General features: G+C 43.1%; 19 protein-coding genes. 13 read left to right on the forward strand and 6 right to left on the reverse strand.

Annotated elements, in window-relative coordinates:
- Positions 1-120: 120 nt before the first annotated feature.
- Positions 121-456, reverse strand: a complete 336-nt coding sequence (gene ppnP, locus JMW90_RS02705; protein ID WP_201561560.1) for a pyrimidine/purine nucleoside phosphorylase — start codon at positions 454-456, stop codon at positions 121-123.
- A gap of 559 nt (positions 457-1,015) precedes the next feature.
- Between ppnP and recN the strand changes: the two genes are divergently transcribed.
- The 7 genes from recN to xerD all read left to right on the forward strand — a co-directional run bounded on the left by recN (position 1,016) and on the right by xerD (position 7,449).
- Positions 1,016-2,695 (forward strand): DNA repair protein RecN, encoded by a 1,680-nt coding sequence (recN, locus tag JMW90_RS02710; protein WP_201561561.1) that lies wholly within the window; start codon positions 1,016-1,018, stop codon positions 2,693-2,695.
- Positions 2,696-2,813: 118 nt separating this feature from the next.
- The gene (locus JMW90_RS02715) at positions 2,814-3,377 is read left to right on the forward strand and encodes a YqgE/AlgH family protein (protein WP_201561562.1); all 564 of its coding nucleotides are present in this window, start codon (positions 2,814-2,816) and stop codon (positions 3,375-3,377) included.
- Between the two features lie 50 nt (positions 3,378-3,427).
- Positions 3,428-3,949 (forward strand): Holliday junction resolvase RuvX, encoded by a 522-nt coding sequence (gene ruvX, locus JMW90_RS02720; protein WP_201561563.1) that lies wholly within the window; start codon positions 3,428-3,430, stop codon positions 3,947-3,949.
- A gap of 221 nt (positions 3,950-4,170) precedes the next feature.
- A complete protein-coding gene (locus JMW90_RS02725) occupies positions 4,171-4,665 on the forward strand; it encodes a hypothetical protein (RefSeq protein WP_201561564.1) in 495 nt (164 codons plus the stop codon).
- A gap of 60 nt (positions 4,666-4,725) precedes the next feature.
- Positions 4,726-4,986, forward strand: a complete 261-nt coding sequence (gene tusA, locus JMW90_RS02730; RefSeq protein WP_020442453.1) for a sulfurtransferase TusA — start codon at positions 4,726-4,728, stop codon at positions 4,984-4,986.
- 69 nt (positions 4,987-5,055) lie between these two features.
- On the forward strand, positions 5,056-6,267 hold the full coding sequence (locus JMW90_RS02735; RefSeq protein ID WP_201561565.1) for a methyltransferase: 1,212 nt from the start codon (positions 5,056-5,058) through the stop codon (positions 6,265-6,267).
- Between the two features lie 243 nt (positions 6,268-6,510).
- Positions 6,511-7,449: a site-specific tyrosine recombinase XerD gene (gene xerD, locus JMW90_RS02740; RefSeq protein WP_201561566.1), complete on the forward strand. Its 939-nt coding sequence runs from the start codon at positions 6,511-6,513 to the stop codon at positions 7,447-7,449.
- A gap of 148 nt (positions 7,450-7,597) precedes the next feature.
- Here the strand turns inward: xerD and JMW90_RS02745 are convergent, their stop codons facing one another.
- A complete protein-coding gene (locus JMW90_RS02745; protein WP_201561567.1) occupies positions 7,598-8,041 on the reverse strand; it encodes a hypothetical protein in 444 nt (147 codons plus the stop codon).
- Between the two features lie 408 nt (positions 8,042-8,449).
- Between JMW90_RS02745 and JMW90_RS02750 the strand changes: the two genes are divergently transcribed.
- Complete coding sequence (locus JMW90_RS02750) at positions 8,450-9,058, forward strand: class I SAM-dependent methyltransferase (RefSeq protein WP_201561568.1); 609 nt, start codon at positions 8,450-8,452, stop codon at positions 9,056-9,058.
- Positions 9,059-9,152: 94 nt separating this feature from the next.
- Here JMW90_RS02750 and lptG read toward each other — a convergent pair whose 3' ends face one another.
- Together lptG and JMW90_RS02760 are read right to left on the reverse strand one after the other, a co-directional pair.
- Positions 9,153-10,361: an LPS export ABC transporter permease LptG gene (lptG, locus tag JMW90_RS02755; RefSeq protein WP_201561569.1), complete on the reverse strand. Its 1,209-nt coding sequence runs from the start codon at positions 10,359-10,361 to the stop codon at positions 9,153-9,155.
- Positions 10,361-11,638, reverse strand: a complete 1,278-nt coding sequence (locus JMW90_RS02760; protein ID WP_201561570.1) for an LPS export ABC transporter permease LptF — start codon at positions 11,636-11,638, stop codon at positions 10,361-10,363. The genes lptG and JMW90_RS02760 overlap by 1 nt, the downstream gene beginning before the upstream one ends.
- A gap of 487 nt (positions 11,639-12,125) precedes the next feature.
- Here JMW90_RS02760 and JMW90_RS02765 point away from each other — a divergent pair, with 487 nt between their 5' ends.
- The 4 genes from JMW90_RS02765 (at position 12,126) to sstT (ending at position 16,547) form a co-directional block, all read left to right on the forward strand.
- On the forward strand, positions 12,126-12,731 hold the full coding sequence (locus tag JMW90_RS02765; RefSeq protein WP_201561571.1) for a cysteine hydrolase family protein: 606 nt from the start codon (positions 12,126-12,128) through the stop codon (positions 12,729-12,731).
- A gap of 252 nt (positions 12,732-12,983) precedes the next feature.
- A complete protein-coding gene (locus JMW90_RS02770) occupies positions 12,984-14,663 on the forward strand; it encodes a leucyl aminopeptidase (protein WP_201561572.1) in 1,680 nt (559 codons plus the stop codon).
- Positions 14,664-14,699: 36 nt separating this feature from the next.
- Positions 14,700-15,155: a DNA polymerase III subunit chi gene (locus JMW90_RS02775; RefSeq protein ID WP_201561573.1), complete on the forward strand. Its 456-nt coding sequence runs from the start codon at positions 14,700-14,702 to the stop codon at positions 15,153-15,155.
- Positions 15,156-15,344: 189 nt separating this feature from the next.
- On the forward strand, positions 15,345-16,547 hold the full coding sequence (sstT, locus tag JMW90_RS02780; RefSeq protein ID WP_201561574.1) for a serine/threonine transporter SstT: 1,203 nt from the start codon (positions 15,345-15,347) through the stop codon (positions 16,545-16,547).
- A 295-nt stretch (positions 16,548-16,842) separates the two neighbouring features.
- On the opposite strand, the gene JMW90_RS02785 is transcribed toward sstT, so the two are convergent.
- Positions 16,843-17,166, reverse strand: coding sequence for a chaperone modulator CbpM (locus tag JMW90_RS02785; protein ID WP_201561575.1), 324 nt, complete (start codon positions 17,164-17,166; stop codon positions 16,843-16,845).
- A gap of 103 nt (positions 17,167-17,269) precedes the next feature.
- Positions 17,270-18,262, reverse strand: coding sequence for a DnaJ C-terminal domain-containing protein (locus tag JMW90_RS02790; protein WP_201561576.1), 993 nt, complete (start codon positions 18,260-18,262; stop codon positions 17,270-17,272).
- Between the two features lie 543 nt (positions 18,263-18,805).
- On the opposite strand from JMW90_RS02790, the gene JMW90_RS02795 reads away from it, so the two are divergent.
- Positions 18,806-19,168, forward strand: a complete 363-nt coding sequence (locus tag JMW90_RS02795; protein ID WP_201561577.1) for a septal ring lytic transglycosylase RlpA family protein — start codon at positions 18,806-18,808, stop codon at positions 19,166-19,168.
- Positions 19,169-19,270 lie beyond the last annotated feature (102 nt).

Raw genomic sequence — 19,270 nt, forward strand, 5'->3', positions numbered from 1 at the left:
AATGACCAGCTTCATCTAAATAATGTCGCCAAAAAAAAGAAATAAACCTCATAAGATTTATCTCTTTTGCATCATTGGCTTTTTGGCGTCATCAATCATCTAAAAACGCATTGAGGCGTATTAGCCTTCTAAGTGGCAGATGTACTGGACGATCTCTTCTGTACGTAGATTGAAACCGCTGTTACCTTCAACCACGAATGACTGTCCTGCACGGTAATAGCTGAATTCTTCTTCACCGTTTATTTTGACTTCGCACTCACCGCTGGTGAGTTCAATACGTTCAGAGGTATTGGTACTAAAGTGATAATGCTCGACCAAATTGTCACAAGGCAAGATAACACCCAATGTTTTATGACGACCGTCTTCGAACATAATGGTATGGCTTGAGCAACGACCATCGTAGGATATCGTAGCTTGAGCATTGACTGTTACATTAGTAAATTGCGCCGCTGTCATAGTGGCTTCCTTGTCAAATAATTATTGCCAACTAAAAAACCAAATTGAATTTGTAGATAATCAACTGCCTAGATAACTGTTGTTATATCTATCTTTTACTATCAACGCCATATCGTTTTTACTTTGCTGTGAGCGGATTATAGTGTTGATTTGTTTTATAGGTTCAAAAATAACCATTTATTACTGATACTTAATGACATACAGATTTATATCATATTCTATAAGCTCACGGCTCTGTAGTAGAATGGATAAAAATATGGTGATAAGAGTTTATCATTATGTGAGATTATGCTACCACATTATATCTATAAAATTTGTTACAGCGGCACGAAAGTTCAGCTTATTATGACAGCTTGGCTTGATGTTATTGATTACCTTTAATATTTGTATTTAAGGTTATTTACCACCATACTATTTACCACCATACTATTTGCCAATTGCATTTATCTATGTAGCAGTCTGAACTGATTCATTCCTTTATTTAACCTATTGTAAAGATGACCTCCTCGTATGATATTACATCGTATTTGAGGGTTGTTGTCTGTCATGAGAGGCGTTGATGCTAGTATCATTAACTTTACATCAGTTTGCGTTGATCGCTCAGCATGAGCTGAGTGTGGCTGAAGGCTTCAATGTCATTACCGGTGAGACAGGGGCTGGCAAATCACTATTGCTTGACGCGCTGTCTTTATGTGTCGGCGAGCGCGCAGACAGTGCGATGGTCCGGCATGGCGCCGCCCATGCCGATATCTACGCGCAATTTGATGTAGAAAATAATCCTGTCATTGCCCAATGGTTTGCCAAAAATGAGCGAGGCTTAGAAGAGCCAGAAGTATTGATTCGCCGCCAGCTTAGCAATACAGGACGCTCAAAAGCGTGGTTGAATGGCGCGCCCGTTAGTTTGGCTGAGCTGAAAAGTTTGGGTGCATTACTGGTTAATATTCATAGCCAGCATGCCCAGCAAGCACTGTTAAAACCTCAGTTTGTGGTGCAATGGCTAGATGAAATGGCGCAGATAACCTCTCTTGCTACGCAAACCGCAAGTAGCTATCAAGCTTATCAGCAACTTAAACGCCGCGCTGACGATCTCGCTAGTCGTGAAGCGCAGCGCCAAGATCGTATTCAACTGTTGCAAAGCCAGCTAGCAGATATCGCACCATTATTAGTCGTTGATTATGCAGAAGTAGAAGCGGAACATGAAGAGCTGTCTAATCTTGAAGCACTCATGATCGAGGCCAGTCATGGCTTGCATCTGCTCGATAATGATACCGATGAGCCCGATGTAATGACCTTGCTCGGGCAAGCGATTAAGCTGTGCGATAATCAAATGAGCGTGAGCCAAACCTTTGAGCAAGCTTCAGAACAGCTGCATTTGGCGCAGCAGCACATCACTGAAGTGACTGGCTTATTGTCAGATTATGCTGAGCAGCAATTGCCTGATCCTGAGCGTTTGCAGTCATTAGACAGTTTAATCAGCTTAGGTCATCGCCTATCACGTAAGCATAACTTGCCAGCTAGCGACTTGATTCATGAAGCAAAAGGCTGGGAAGCGCAATTAGAACAATTAGAAAACGAGCCAAGCAGCGATGCAATGGCAGCGCAAATCGAGCAAGCATGGCAAGAGTATATAGCACTAGCAACTGAGCTAAATAAAAAACGCGCAAAAGCTGCACCGATTGTCAGTAAACAGCTGATTAAGCAACTACAGCCACTTGCCCTACCTAATGCACGCTGCGAATTTGTTTTTACCAAGAAAATAGAACCTAGTCAATATAATGGGCAAGGCTGCTATGATATCGACTTATTATTCAGTGCTAACGTTGGTATGCCGATGCAGCCGCTACACAAAATCGCTTCAGGCGGTGAGTTGTCACGTATGGCGCTGGTGATGCAGGTCTTGCAAGCGACCAATGCCGATAATAATGCGGCAAAACCGATGCTCGTCTTTGACGAAGTTGATGTCGGTATCAGTGGCGGTACGGCACAAGTGGTCGGTGAGCTGTTGCGCGCCCTTGGGCAAACGCAGCAATTGCTTGCCATTACCCACCAAGCCCAAGTCGCCGCGCAAGCGCATCAGCATATCTTGGTACAAAAGCACCATGACCAGCAAACTGAAAGTGAGCTTGTCATCTTAACCGAGAGCGCGCAAGTCGATGAGCTGGCACGTATGTCTGGCGGTGTTATTATCACCGACGTCACTCGTGACCATGCACGCAGTTTATTGAGTGATGTTAAATGACCATCAATTGACCATCATAATTATCTTCTGATTGCTAAATGCTTGCTTTAGTTGATTTTTTATTCATTATCGCCATATAGTGGTTTCTTACCTTTATTAGTAGGTTGCGTTTGTCTCTATGTCCAAAGCCAATTTGACCCATCATTTTTTAATCGCGGCGCCTGAGCTGTCAGACCCACGGTTTGAGCAGGCGCTGATTTATATCTGTCGTCATGATAAACACGGCGCCCTCGGTCTGATGGTCAATCGTCCCTTAGAGCAATCCCGCGTGGGTAAGTTGCTAGAAGACTTGGATATTGAAGTGACCGATGCGCAGGTGATGGAAGATCTGGCATTAGAAGGTGGTCCTATGTATCCTGAGGTGGGCTTTGTGCTGCATACAGGTCAGCCAGAATGGGCATCCTCTTTTGCCATCTCAGAAAATGTCTGCATCACTACCAGCCAAGATATCCTCAAACGTATTGCAGCCGGTCAAGGCGTTGGTCATTATCAGCTCTGCTTAGGTCATGCCAGTTGGGGTAAAAAACAGCTTGATCGTGAGCTTGCTAACGGCGACTGGCTGGTATGCCCTGCTGATTTAAACTTATTGTTTGATACGCCTTTTGAAGAACGCTGGCAAATAGCCGCTGATAAGATTGGGGTCAATTTTGATTATTTGAGCAGCGACATCGGTCATGCTTAATCTCATATGCTAAACGAATACAGAAATAAAAATAGGAAACACCCCTTACTATGGTAGATAGCACTTTTGTAACAGATAGCACTGATATCAGCATTGCGGAACCTGCAATTAAGCCGCACCTTATCTTAGCCTTAGATTATGGGGTTAAAAAAATGGGCATGGCACTCGGTAATAGCCTGACAGAAACGGCGCGTGCCTTTGATATTTTAGCGATGAATAATGGTCAACCTGATTGGGATAATCTGCTTGGTATTATCAAGGTTTGGGGCGTGGCAAAGGTGGTAGTCGGACTGCCGTTAAATATGGATGGTAGCAGCTCTATGCTATCAAAACGCGCGCATAAATTTGCCCGTCGTCTGGCACATAGAATCATGGAGCAGCATTTACCTGTGATCGTATCTCTATGCGATGAGCGCCTCACATCTGTCGCCGCGCGCGAGATAGCATGGGAAAACGGCTGGATCCAAAATGAGCGCGAGCCGATTGATGATATCTCTGCCTGTATTCTAATGTCGACCTACTTTGCTGATCCTCATAGCAGTATCGCCATCGACGCCATCAAAGCAGATTAATTGAGCATTAGCTTTCTTGTTAATATCCCATCAATACCTGATATAGTCGGTTCTACATAAAAGAAATACAAATGTTATCAATCACGACTGGGGTTAATTTTCCTTGCTTGCTGTGCCTACGCAGACAGAGGCTGCGAATCATTAACCTCAGTAGTTCTGTACCCTTTTGAAAGTGAATTAACTGTACCTCCTCAATCCAAACGAATAAATGACTGATTACTATGACCACTGTCTCAGACCACTCTTTGCACAATAGCTCGCGACATGGTTTTGCACCGCTTGCTATTGCGCGCATCAAAGGCGCCCAACGTGTCAACCAAATAGCTATTTATCTCATTTATGCCGCTATTATCGCTTTTATGGTTTTTGGCACCATCGCTAGTATCAAAGCCTTTCATGACAATCAGCTCCTGTATCAACTATTCTATAACTTGCCTTATGCTTTGGTGGCGCTGACCATTCCACTGACGCTATATAATGCCTTTATTATCTATCGCTATCGTCTCAATCAAACCTCGATGGTTATCATGACCATTGGTGTCTCAAGTATTATTCTGATCGGCGGGCTATTATTTGCCGATACGGCTTGGTTAGGATTGGCATCGTGGCTCGGGGTGGCTTTTTTATTCAAAGTAAGTTTTAAACGCTTCTTTAGTTTCTTAGCCCTAGCCGATTTACCTGAGAATAATAACAGCACTGAAAATACTCCTTTATAAAATCAGTAACAAACAAGTATCCAGCTACCAAACTTATCTATTAGGTTTATAAAATAAAATATGACGACTTCAATATTAGACACGACTATTCACCATCATCTAGATACCCAAGGGCTGATTTGTCCTGAGCCGGTCATGATGCTGCATAAGACAATTCGTAAAGCGGATGGCGGCGATGTGATTGAGATATTGGCCACTGATCCTGCCACTACGCGTGATATTCCTAATTTCTGTCGGCATCTGGGACATACCCTTGTCCATCAAGAAACGCTAAACGATGCGCCCACTTATCGTTATTTAGTTAAGAAAAAGAGCGCTTAGCGCAATACATCATGCAAAGATTTCTTTGCTTTCTAGAAAAAAATCATTCACATCTGAAAGGTAGGTCGCGTGTTAACAACAGAAATACAGTACGTGCAGTGGTTTGAGAACGAAACCTTACGTCAAGCTCGCTGGTTGTCTCAAAGCAATCATGTGCCGCCTGCACGTATTGTTGTGGTCGACGACAAAACAACAGCCGATGAGGCCTATCGTTTGGCTTGTGCTGGTACGTCAATGCTGTGGCGCGGTGATTTTAATAATGCAAGGCAACTACTGCAAGCCATTACTCGACGTATTGACCGTGCGAATGAGCGTTCTGAGCAGCGCAAAATCAACAAAGCGACTAATAAATCTGCTAAGTTTGCTAAACCTACAGATGAGGCTTTGGTACCCTCTAAAGTAATCCCTAATTTGTTTCATCAGCAACGCCAAGTCCAATCTCAGCGTTCACGCTTATTAAGTCGTTTATTATTAGAGCTTGATGTCGGTTACATCAGCCAGTTACGCCGCGCCCCTGATGTCAGTGCCGCTTGTACCGCTGCTTTTGGTGAGTTGAATGAGTCATGCTTACTCTCATTTCGTGACCTGCAAGGTGCGTTAGGTGCGGCGGGGTGGCGCGTAAAAGGCGTGGCAATTGAAAATTTGAGTCTATCAATTTTCCCGCATTATGGCGTTTTTGCACCAACCCGTCATGAATATGTGCAGCTGTTACTCGATGCCCCGTTGCCAGCTGTTTATGATGTCGCCTTTGATATTGGCACCGGAACCGGTTTGCTTGCAATTATTCTGGCGCAGCGCGGTGTGAAACAAGTGATTGCGACGGATTTAAATCCGCGTGCATTAGCCTGTGCCAGTGAAAACCTTGCGCGTTTAGAGTCAGCTGTGCAATTGCAGCAAGCGGACTTGTATCCAACTGATGCGCCATTGGCCAATCTGTTGGTCTGCAATCCACCTTGGTTGCCCGCCAAGCCAACCTCGCCATTAGAGTTCGCCGTCTATGATGCCAATAGCACGATGTTGCGCGGGTTTTTGCAGGGTGCAAAGCAGCATTTAGCTGAACAGGGCGAAGTCTGGTTGATTCTGTCAGATTTGGCAGAACATTTGCAGTTGCGCAGCCGTGATGAATTATTGGGCTGGTTTGCGGATGCTGGTTTAGAAGTAAAATACCGTCTCGATACCCAACCTAAACACGGTCGCAGCCAAGACGATACGGATCCACTATTTGCAGCGCGCAATGCGGAAATCACCTCGCTATGGTGTTTAGTGCCTTTTAATACTTAAAGCGTAAAAATGACGATGCAAAATACTATTAATTGATAGTCAGCTTAATATAAAAAATATCGTCTATATCAACTTGGATTTTCTTATATAGTCAGAAAAAAGTAATATCGATACATCAAGTACTGCTGATATTAATTTTTCTTGCTTGCTGTGCCTATGCAGACAGATGCTGCAAAAAATTTATACCAGCAGCACTGTAGCGTTTTTGAGATATTTTAACTATACCACTACTGAGTATGTCTTATGAGCCGCGACCGTGCCGTACAGCAGCGTCAACCAAAAGCGCTGGCCGTAGATGATGAACCGGCTTATATCACCGAATTTCGTCAAGCGATGCTGGCTCGTGGTTTGGCCACGCGTACCCGTAATGCGTATGTGCGTGATTTGCGCTCCTGTGAGTTAACCAATCATACGCCATTAACGCGTTGGCAGCCTGAAGACGTGCTGCACTGCCTGTCTATTCTTACTCAAGACGGCAAAACGCCGCGTACCCAAGCGCGCATGCTTTCAAGTTTGCGTCAGTTTTATCTGTGGATGATTGCCAGCAACCTACGTGAAGACAATCCTTGCGAGCGTATCAAAAGCCCAAAGATTGGCCGTCCACTGCCAAAAGATTTGGCAGAAGCTGACGTCGATAATCTCCTTGCCGCGCCCGATAGCAGCACTGCGCTAGGGCTACGTGATAAAGCCATGTTAGAGGTACTCTATGCTTGCGGTTTGCGCGTCAGTGAATTGGTCAATTTATCACTAGAGCAAGTGAATCTCAATGCTGGTTGGCTACAAATCACCGGAAAAGGCAATAAAACCCGCTTAGTGCCATTGGGTGAATATGCATCAGATGCCTTAGACGATTATCTAACGCATGGACGTGGGGATTTGATAGCCCATTTAAAAGCAGGAAATTGCCAAGCGGTATTTTTGACCGCGCAAGGCGGCTATATGACGCGGCAAAACTTTTGGTATCTGCTAAAAAAATACGCCAAAGTTGCCAGTATTGATAAAGACTTATCACCGCATACCTTACGCCATGCTTTTGCTACCCATCTACTCAATCACGGCGCTGATTTACGGAGCGTGCAGCTATTATTAGGACATAGTGATTTATCAACGACGCAGATATATACCCATGTGGCGACGGCTAGATTGCAAAAACTTCATGCGCAGCATCATCCACGGGGCTGATATACAAGACTCCATTACTAATATAAAATCTCATAAATTAAAGCAAAAAAAACGGCAGTATTATGACAATACTGTCGTTTTTTTATATCTATTAGAAACGTACGCTTGCTTATATTTAAGGCAATTTTCCGAGTTTCTGACTCATATCTTATATCGATAATGAGGATAAGCCTGCATATTCTGTACCTTTTGACAGCACATAACGCTTACTGGTTTCACCATCCGTTAAGAAGCCACCAAACGTCTGCGATACAGCGCTAAACAGAATAATGCTGACGGCAGTTAACGCTTCTTCAGCTAGCTCTGTCGTATTCAATAGCTCTTTAGCTTTCTCTACACTAATAACGGCACAGCTTTCATTCTCACTAAGACGAGGCTTGGATTCTTCATTATAATTTTTATAACAAAAAGCGATAGATACATATTCATCAGACCCAGCCAGCTCAGCAAGATAAGCATTATCGATGGGTTTTACCGCTTCAATACATTTGACAGCAGGTTGCTTCTTAAGGGGCTTTAGTCGCTTACTATGTACGATATGGATAAAGACTTCTTGTGTTGGGTTTATCTTCGTTTTAATTTTAGAATTCATGTTTAAGCATCCTTTCTAGTTAAGTAAAGCCTAGTGAGTTTGAAATTAGTGAGCTGGCGCAGCTTCTAGAATGACCATAATTCTTCATATCAAGAAGACACTATAATAAATAGTTGACCAATCAGTTAGCTTTATCAGTATTTCATAGCTTCAATAAGTATGCTATAGCATTTACGATATAAATGCGTAAACAGGTTACTTATATCTGAAAAAATCTGACAGTCGCTGTTTTTAAATTATCCTCCTTTAACACCAATCACAAATACCAAGCACAACTTCTACCAATCCATAGCTGCAAACCGCTCCTTTTCTCGTTACAATACACACTATAAATCGTTCACTTATTTTGGCTTATTGATTGTCATAAATTGGACGCCTACCTTTTCATATCCATTATTCGAGAATTCCATGAGCCATAGACCACCTAGCGACCTATTAGAAAAAGCAAAACACTGGCGCGAAGACATCAATTTTCGTCAAGACGTACTGGGCAAGCCATTCGATTTTGCGACTACGTGGGGCATTTTTTCCCCGCAAAAGCTGGACGACGGCAGCTTGATGCTGCTCGATTATGTGGATTTTCAAACGGATGATGACTCAATAGATTTGGGCTGTGGCTATGGCGTACTCGGTATGGCAGCCGCGCGCGAATGTCCGAACGGTCAGCATACGTTGATTGATAAAGACTTTATGGCAGTAGAATATGCGCGCCGTAATTGCGAAAAGAACGGCTTACAGAATGTCGATGTGCATTTATCAAACGGTTTTAATCATGTCCATAAAACCAAAGACTTCAGCCTTGTGATGTCGAACCTGCCAGCCAAGGTAGGCAAAGAGCAGCATTATCTGTATTTTCTTGATGCCCATGCGCGTATGCGTAAAGGTGGACGCTTTTATGTGGTGACGATTAATGGCTTACGTCAATTTATGAAGCGCTCATTTACCGAAGTCTTTGGTAATAGCGAAAAAGTAAAACAGGGCAAGACTTATACCATTACCATGGCAACCAAAGATTAAACGCTAGAATCAGACAAATAAAAAGCACGCTAAATCCTTATAATCTAGCGTGCTTTTTTATGGCTAAACTTTTAAAACGACATCATTTTGAGAGTTACATCTGCCGTTTTAGTAAATACCCACCCAATAGCGCACTGGCAATAATGGGTAATAGCACCATCAGTAACGGCGAAAAACCAGTCGCAAGCGAGACAAAACCAACCAAATCCTGCACGTAGCTAAACAGTAAGCCAAATAATAACGCCACAACAATTCGCAAGCCGAGACTATGAGTTCGCAGCGAGCCAAAAACGAATGAGCAGGCGACAATCACCAGCGATAAGATAGATAAGGGTGATAATAGTTTCTGCCAAAACGCCAACTCGTGACTTAAAGAGCGAGTGCCTTGCTGACGCATAAACTGACGATGCTCATATAGCTGAGTCAACGACAAATCCTCAGCTTGACGGGTGAGCAAATACACAGACTCAGGGGCAAATGGTAAACTCAATGTGTCTGTGGGCGATATGGCTTGGCTACTCTCAAAGCCTTGATTAATGGTCAGCTTGGTCATATTGTTCAGCTGCCACTCATAACGATATTGCTCGCTCGGCTTGCTACTGACAGTATCAAGTGGTTCGCGCCCAACATATTGTCCGCCTTCCGCATGAATAGCCGTTTGCAAGTTGCCTTTATTATCTAAGTGCCAACGCTTTACCTGACCAATATTGCCTTTGACATCGGCATAGTCGATATACAAGATATCACTGCCATCCGGCTTGGTGCTGCCACTTTTTGTATTCTCAAAACGCGGCTGCACTGTCCAGTAACCGCGTACGGAAGTCACCAGCGAGCTGTTATCCTCGCTATTGATCTCATTTGCCAATTGATTAGAATATGGCAATACGAACTGGTTAATGAATAATGCTAATACCACAAAAATCATAGCAGGTTGTAATACCCAACCAACGATGCGATAGAGACTAATCCCAGCAGCGCGCATGACGACAAGCTCGCTGTTATTGGCCAGCAACCCCAAACCAACGACCGCACCCAATAAGGCACCAGTTGGAATAAATTGCTCTAAAAAATAAGGCGAGCGATAAAAAATATATTTGATTGCCTCACCTATCGTATAACCATCATCTAGCGAATCAAGCTCGGACAAATAAGAGAATACCAGCTGTAATGCCCACAATCCTATGATCGCTGCAATAATCGCTAGCAAGGCATTGAGTTTTACGTAGCGACTCAGCACTTTTAGAGTGGTCGGTTTTGCAGCCAAATGATTGGTCGCTGGAGATTTTGCAAATAAGGAGCGCATCAAGACTGCCCTCCTTGCGAGCCACTGTTTTGATTATCAGTAGCGGATAAAAGCTCATTTTCTGGTTTGCGAAAGCGCAATCGATGCTGCACGCGGCTGCCCCAATTCATATACAGTGCCAATGCCATAAATCCTAAGATGAGCCATGCATAAGCCCAAACGCTTACGCTGCCTTTACCGACTGCGTTTTTGAGTGAAATAATACCGAGCGCGCAGCTGACAAACAGTAAAATAGAAGGGAACAAACGCAACCAGCGACCTTGGCGCGGACGGACTTGCGCCAGTGGTACTGCCAGCATCGGCGCGATAATCATCAGCCAAGGTAGTGACAAACGATAACCTAGCTCGCCTTGCGCCGCACGCATGGCATTATTGCTACCCACTTGCGCATTGCCCGTTGCCGCTTGCCATAACGGTCCAATCGCTTGCGTCTCGATATTGTCTTCAGTGATGACTTCTTTGGAGGACTCCGTCAAGGTAATACGATAACGATCAAAGCCTACTTGATTATACTTCAAGCTACCCGCGCCGACTTCATAACGGCGACCTTGGAATAAATCCAGTTGCGTCACGCCACTATTACCCATGTCTACTTGTTCAGCACGTTTGGCAAGCGTAATCGTGTCTTTACTAATATCGGTATTGTTTATAAGCGCATTTGGCAGCTCTGGGATATTGAGTTGCTCGGCAGTTTCTGGGTCGATAGTATTTTCAACGTCGATAGCAGTATCGTTTTTAGCAGAACTGCCCTTTTTTTCAGGCTCAGACTGAATCAATATCACATCTTGCAATTGTTTTTTATCATCACTCAAACTGCCTACATACAAATGATAATTGCCACTACTGATGAATTGATTGGGGCGAATCAAATCAAAGGCACTGGTCAAGGCTTGCTGCTGCCAAACATTCTCAGATGAACGTACACCCCATGGTTTTCCGACGATGGACAAAGCCGCTTCACCAACAAATAACGCCAATATTAATGGCGTCATCAAGCGCCCAAGCCGACCGCGCGACACGCCACTGGCATTAATCACCGCCATTTCTTGATCAACGTAAAGCCGACCGAACACCAACATCAAGGCAATAAAAAATGCCAATGGTAGGATAAGCTCTAAAAAATACGGCAAATTATAACCAATGATGGTAAATAATAAACCGATGTCTAAATTGCCTTCGGCTGCAATACCGAAATATCGGATCAAGCGACCACCAAGCATCATCACCACCAAAAATCCCAAGACCAATGCGGTCGTTGAGGCAACTTGTTGGGTCATATAGCGGCGTAATATCACAATAGGTACTCTTAGCGGTTGTAGCGGTTGACGTTCGTGCGGTTCATCGCGTCTGTATGAATAAGGGCAGTTAAGCTTGAATAGAGACAATAGACGTAACCGCTAATGCTAGCATATTTCTATAAAAAATAACGTGGAAATGTGTTTGAAAACATTACCCAGCCCTTACTGATAACACATTTATTACTCGCTCATCAACAGGGTTAAATGGGGATGTAACAGTGCTATTTAAAACACAAGCGCACTATTTATTAAAACACAATCGCACTATTTAAAACGTAAGAGCAGTAATTAGGACATCACGATTAAGCCTCTCATGCATTTTTTTATCATTGAATTTGTGTGCTGTACGTATCAGGTACTGAATACTATCAGCGTTAGTTGTTAGTATTTATCGTCAGTTAGCATTCAGAATTATTGAAGATCTAGCATCTACACTCATATCGCTTACTAATGAACGGAGCATAAAATGTCTATTCCCTCTACCTTACTTGGATTAGCTGGTGGTCAATTTAATGAAATTGATTGGTCAAACTGCGCTATCGTCATGATTGATTTTCAGAATGAATATGTGGACGGCGCGATGCCGTTGGGTGATGCCGGTATTAAAGCCACAGCGAACGCGCGCCTACTGCTCGATAAAGCTAGAAAAGAAGCTATTCCGATATTTCATATTGTTCATCATGGTCAGGATAATGACAAAATTTTTGATCCGTTATCATCGAAGGTAGAGATTGTCGATAGCCTGCAGCCCCTTGATGATGAAAAGACCATTGTCAAAATGCATCCTAATGCCTTTTATGATACCGAGCTTCAAGCGCTTATAACGTCGGCTGGCAAGCAACAGATTATTTTTGCAGGCTTTATGAGCCATATGTGCGTCAGCTCAAGCGTTAGAGCGGCCTTTGATTTGGGTTTTGAGAGTTTTGTTTGCCACGATGCTTGTGCCACGCGTGACCTGCCTAGCGTGACAGGACAAGTCATAACGGCTAGCACTGTGCACGATAGCGCAATGGCTGCACTTCAAGATAGGTTTGCAGCTTTGGTAGCGACTGATAAGTTAATTAATGGCTAACTGCGCATTTTAAAGTCATGCAGGAAATAGCTCCAGAAACATTCCCTAACCCTAGCTAACTGCGTACTGTGCGCCGATATGCTACACTATTACGCTTGCCCGATAGGCGTGCCTACTTAAGATAAGTAGTAGCTCAAATATAATATCGATTCAAATGTGTTAGCAGTTTAAATTTGATATCTTTTTAAATTTGACACCTTACTGTATTCACGCTTTTAAAATAATGCATTCATCTAATAAGGATAAAAACATATGAATATTAAATTAACGCAAAGTTTACCAAAAACCCATACACAAAAAATTCTTAAAAAAGAAGCCAAGAGCAAAGACGCCGCCTGTCTTGTGGTCTTAATTGACGATCAAAAAAATATCTTAGCTGAGTCGGTATTAAGCGACTATCAAACCCGTATTGAGCAATTGATTGAAGTATCACACTTTAACGGTAAAGCTTGTGAAACCGTTGCTGACTATGCGCTAGCTGGTGATAAAAAAACCACCAAAGAAAATCCAGTACAACTATTATTGGTCGGTGTAGGCAATCTTGATAAATTGCATCATAGCGTCCTAGAAAAAGTTGCCAATACTATTTATAAGAGCACGCAAAAGCGCGTCGACTCTATCACTGTCGCATTAGGTGATATCTTAGAAGAAAACCAGTTTGGTCAATTTGCCCTAAGTCTACTGGCAGCAAGCTATCGTTTTGACAAGTACAAATCTGAGCAGCAAACCCCTGTTTTGACCGATATCTACTTATTGGCTGATCAATCACTGCAAGAGTCATTGGCGTTTGCTCAAGCGGTCTTTACTGGTCAAAGCTTGACCCGTGATGTTGCCAATGAGCCGGGTAATATCTGTTTCCCAGCGTATATGGCTGAGCAAGCACAAGCATTGGCAACAACCTATCCTGACCTGTTAAAGGTTACTGTATTAGGTGAAGACGAGATGTCAGCATTGGGAATGAACTGCTTTCTATCGGTCGCGCAAGGCTCGACCAAAGAGGGTAAACTTGTACTAATGGAATATCGTGGCAAGTCTAATTTTAGCGTCAATGCTGATGCCGATACTAGCAAAGCCATTACCAACAGCGCAAAAGTAGCGGGTGGTCTAAAAGCGTTAGCTGATAAGTTACCAACCAAAGCTGCTAGCAAAAAAGCCGCTAAAAACGCGAAACAAGATAGTAATGACGATGTGCAAGTTGCAAATGACGACTCGCCTATCGTCTTAGTCGGTAAAGGCGTGACCTTCGATTCAGGTGGTATCTCAATCAAGCCGGGTGCGGCGATGGATGAGATGAAATTTGATATGGGTGGCGCGGCTTCGGTACTCGGTACCCTAAAAGCATTATGTGAAGCGCGTCTACCTATCAACGTCGTCGGTGCGCTAGCTTGTGCTGAAAATATGCCATCAGGTGATGCGACGCGTCCTGGTGATATCATCATAGCAATGAACGGTAAGTCAGTTGAGATATTAAATACCGATGCTGAAGGTCGTTTGGTATTGTGCGATACCTTGTGCTACGTACAGAAGTATTATCAGCCAAAAGCCATCATCGATGTCGCAACCTTGACTGGTGCTTGTGTGGTCGCTTTAGGTCACGTCCGCTCAGCAGTCTTTAGTAATGACGAAGATGTGTTGTTTGACTTAGAAAACGCCAGTCATTTATCGGGTGATCTTATCTGGCACATGCCAATGGATGATGAGTATCAAGCGCAGATTGACTCGCCTATCGCTGATATTCAAAATATCGGTGGTAAAGGTGCTGGCGCTGTTACTGCCGCATGTTTCTTATCGCGCTTTATAGAAGAAGGCCAAGCATGGGCGCATTTAGACATCGCTGGTACAGCATGGATTTCAGGTCAAGACAAAGCTGCGACTGGTCGTCCTGTACCGTTATTTATGCAATATCTGAGAAATAGTGCAAACATGCCATAATATATTGATGGACAATCAATCAATGAAAACCAATTTATGAAAATCAGTTTTTATGTTTTAAGTGAGAATAAAGCCCAAGATTTCTTGGGCTTTATTTGTCAGCTGACCCAAACCGCGCTTAATAAAAGCAATCAGTCGTTGTTGATTCTTATCGACGATGATGAGTTGCTAGCGACGCTTGATAAGGCGCTATGGGTACAAGAGGCTACCAGCTTTATACCGCATCAACGCCTTTTGGACGCTGATACTGATATCAGTTATAAAGCGTTAGCACCCGTCTTGCTTAGTCCTTATATGCCTGCTAACTTTAAAGGTATGGTTCTTAATACCACCATACATCCAGTGAACACCTTTATTTCTGCCACTATCAATGCGCAGCCTACTCGCGTCCTTGAGCTGATAAAACCTGATGCGACTAGTGTGCAAGAAGGTCGTCATAAATACAAAAGCTATCAAAAGCTCGGCTATGAGCTGACCCACTTTAACGTTTAATTCCTAAAACCGCTTTATCTGTTACGGTAAACGCATTCTTTTTGCCACACATACCGCCTTTTCTTTAGCTCTATCAGCCCAGTCGGATGCGGGTTAAAGGTAGGCGCTTATCCTAAAAAATGCTACCATCCTCCGATTATTTTTTTTCGCTAAAATATGTTATTTATTGACAAAGTTGAGGGTGTATAGATGCGTTCATTGTTTGCGATGTACCAACGTATAGGGCTAGTACCGCTTATTGTTATCGGTTTGGTATTGGGAGTATTGATAGGTTGGTTGGCACCCGATATTGGTATTGCGCTAGGATTACTCGGTACCTTATTTGTGGGCGCACTAAAAGCCGTCGCACCGATACTGGTATTCGTTTTGGTTATGGCAGCCATTAGCCAACATCGCAGCGGCAATGAAGTCTATGTCAAACCCGTGCTTATCATGTATATGTTTGGCACTTTTTTGGCCGCACTGACAGCCGTAGGGGCAAGCTTCTTATTTCCCACACAGCTGGTCTTAGTCAATGCTGTCATTGAGCAAGTACCACCAGCAAACTTAAAAGAAGTTTTGACCAACTTGCTCATGAATCTGGTTGCTAATCCTGTCAACGCTATCGCAGAAGCCAATTATATTGGCATTTTGGCATGGGCAATTATCATTGGTTTTGCGCTACGTCAAGCCAGCGACACCGCTCGTACCGTGGTCGGTGATTTTTCCGATGCCATCTCACAAGTAGTCAAATGGGTCATTGCCCTAGCACCTTTTGGTATTTTGGGCTTGGTTGCCAATACAATCGCTGAGACAGGCTTTGCGGCTTTGGCAGGTTATGCCCGTATCTTGATGGTATTGGTCGGTTGTATGCTGTTTATCGCTTTGGTGGTCAATCCACTAATTGTCCTTGTTAAAACTGGCAAAAATCCATATCCACTGGTCTTTACTTGCCTGCGTGAGTCTGGTATTACCGCGTTTTTTACCCGGTCATCAGCGGCAAACATTCCTGTGAATATGAACCTTGCGCGCAAATTAGATCTACACGAAGACACGTATTCAGTGACCATTCCACTTGGCGCAACCATCAATATGGCGGGCGCAGCTATCACCATTAACGTCTTAACGCTTGCAGCAGCGCATACGCTTGGCATTGAGATAACGTTTGCCTCAGCGCTGCTGTTAAGTTTGGTTGCAACAATTAGTGCCTGCGGCGCATCCGGTGTTGCTGGCGGCTCATTGCTACTGATTCCACTTGCTGCCAGTTTATTCAGTATCCCAAATGACATTGCGATGCAAGTGGTCGCCATTGGTTTCATCATCGGCGTCATACAGGATTCGGCAGAAACAGCACTAAACTCATCAACAGACGTTTTATTTACCGCTGCTGCTGATCCAAAATATGCTCGTTAACTTGCTATAAAATCCTATGCTTAAATGTTAAAGAGCCCAATTGATAGTTGGGCTCTTTTTATGATCGGATTTTACTATCTATATAGTCAGTTCAAAATAAAAGCGATACGATTGTAATAACGTGTTATTGGCTATAATTTTTTCTTGCTTGCTGTGCCCATGCAGACAGAGGCTGCCAAAAATTTATAGCCAATAGCACTGTATCATTTTTTAAAATGAATCGACTATAGTCACAATACCCCAAAATGCTACGGTACTGCTGGTATCGATATTACTTCTCACTGACTACATTGAACTATTTTAAATGCTCAATAGTGACTTCAATAACGGGTGCTTGCATATCCAATTGGCGTTTTAATTGGCGCAGTTGTTCGATTTCATCCAACAGCTCAAGTATCAGACCGATCGCTGGCACGCTGGCTTCAAAGTCGCGACTTAGGCGGGAAGCACGGCGCACAGTCGTCAGCTGATAGCCAGTAAACTGCTCGCGCTCTGGTACATCATATTCGATGATATTCTCTTCAATCAGTTCGACCACCCACTGGCGCTCTTGACCACAGGCAGATATTAGCTCATCTAAGCTCATGATAATGTCATTAAATTCAGGCGAGTGTTTCATAGCGATTATCCTCGTTTTTCTTTATTTTATCGTTATCGTCTACATCTCTATTAGGGTATTAAACAGATTTTATGACGCTATTTGTTTATCGTTTAACAGTTGTTTATCGCTCAATAGTTGTGTCAGAAAAAGCTTGTTTTAGTGCTTCATAAGCGCTGGTTGCTGCTTCACTATTGCTGTCGGGGTTGACAATATTTAGGGTTAAGTATAAATCGCCTGCTTCTTTAGCAGGAATACCTTTACCTTTTAAGCGTAAATTGCTACCTGATTTGCTGTTTTTAGGAATTGTCACACCTAATGTGCCTGCTGGCGTACTGACGTTAATTTTCTCACCCAATGCTGCCTCCCATGGGGCGATGTTTACAGTTTGGTAAATATCTGCGCCTTCGATACGGATATTTGAAGCATGACTGATTTTAACCTTTAAAAATAAATCACCATTTTTACCATTACCGCTGCCAGCCGCTCCTTGTCCAGTCAATCGAATTTGCTTGCCATCGGTGATGCCTTTAGGGATTTTGATTTTCAACGTTTTGTTATCGTAGCCCACACTGCCATTTGGCTGACGCACCGGAACATTTAACTTAATACTGTAGTCATCACCTTGATAAATAGATGCCAAATCAACGGTAATCTCAGCATGTTGATCTTGACCTTTGCTGTCTTGGTTGCCAAAGCCGCCATATTGCGACTGACCACCCGCCTGTCCATTAGCTTGTCCGCGTGCGCCGCGTCCAAATGCCGAAAAAATATCATCGAAGCGGAAACCGCCATCGCCATAAGCCTCACCTTCCCCAAACTGATCTTTGATATCTTCCCAGCGGAAGCCGCCCTGAGCTGCACCTGCTTGCCCGCCAAAACCGCCACCTTGACCAGCAAAAGGATTGCTTAGCATCGCATCATATTCAGCACGCTTGTTCTTATCTCTGATGGTTTCATAAGCGTTGTTAATCTCAGCAATCTTATTATCGGCATCTGGGGCATCGCTGACATCCGGATGATATTGACGGACGAGCTTACGATATCTTTTTTTAATATCGGCATCTGAGGCGTCTTTCTTGACCCCTAAAATGTCATAGTAGTTTTTTTCTGCCATGTTATGTTCCTCAAAATAAGACCTATTAATAATAATGAAATGCCAATTGTAACCGCTAGTAATCGAAATTAGGTTGGCGATATAACAGATTGTGACCCTAGTTTACTTACAATGATAGCGCTAAAAAAATCAAATACCGTTATAGAAATATTACCAATATATGGCATTCAACTTAAAAGCCATACCATGCGCTTGCTATAAATTATTATCGTCTCTACTAGGCAGATAGTAGTATGCAAGAAATACTCATCTCAGAAAAACGCTGTTTAAAATGAATATTTTTTATTTTGAAATGCTTCTATAACGAAAGAATCGACTCACAAACTGTTCATATTAATATAGATTTAAATATAGCAAAATAAGGATATATATCCTAACTTACTGTTAAAAAAGCGTTTTTGACCTAAGGAGTTTTTTTACAGAGCTGTAAGAATGTGAAAAGTTATTTCTTGTATGATGTTCTCTATTATTTGTACTCATAGGGAGTATGCATAATATAGGCAAGGGTATCTGTCTATTTCTTCAATAGCGAAAAGGTTTTAAATGTCTTATTTAATCAAGTCTTTAGTCATCACTTTATCAATACTATTGAGCGCCACAGCTTTTGCCGGTAATACCAGCTACTACGGTAGCAAGTTCCACGGCAAACGTACGGCAAGTGGTAGTATCTTCAATATGAACTCCCTGACAGCCGCACATAAAACGCTGCCGTTTGGTACGAAGGTGCAAGTGACCAACAAAAAGACAAAGCAGAGTGTGATTGTGAAAATCACAGATAGAGGACCTTTTATACGAGGTCGCATTCTTGATTTATCAAAAGCTGCTGCTGGTCAAATAAACTGTCAGCTTTGTACTACTACGATGGAAATCCTATCTTATGGTGATGGGCGATATCGTAGAGAGTAAGGCAATAAAGTAAAAAAAGGGAAGGCGTAAGCCTTCCCTTTTTTAATGACTGAGTTTTATCGCTTGGTTTCGATTAAAAACTAATTGATAAAAACCTCACAG

Origin of the sequence: Psychrobacter glacincola (assembly GCF_904846215.1) — a bacterium.
In the GTDB taxonomy this organism is placed as follows: domain Bacteria; phylum Pseudomonadota; class Gammaproteobacteria; order Pseudomonadales; family Moraxellaceae; genus Psychrobacter; species Psychrobacter glacincola.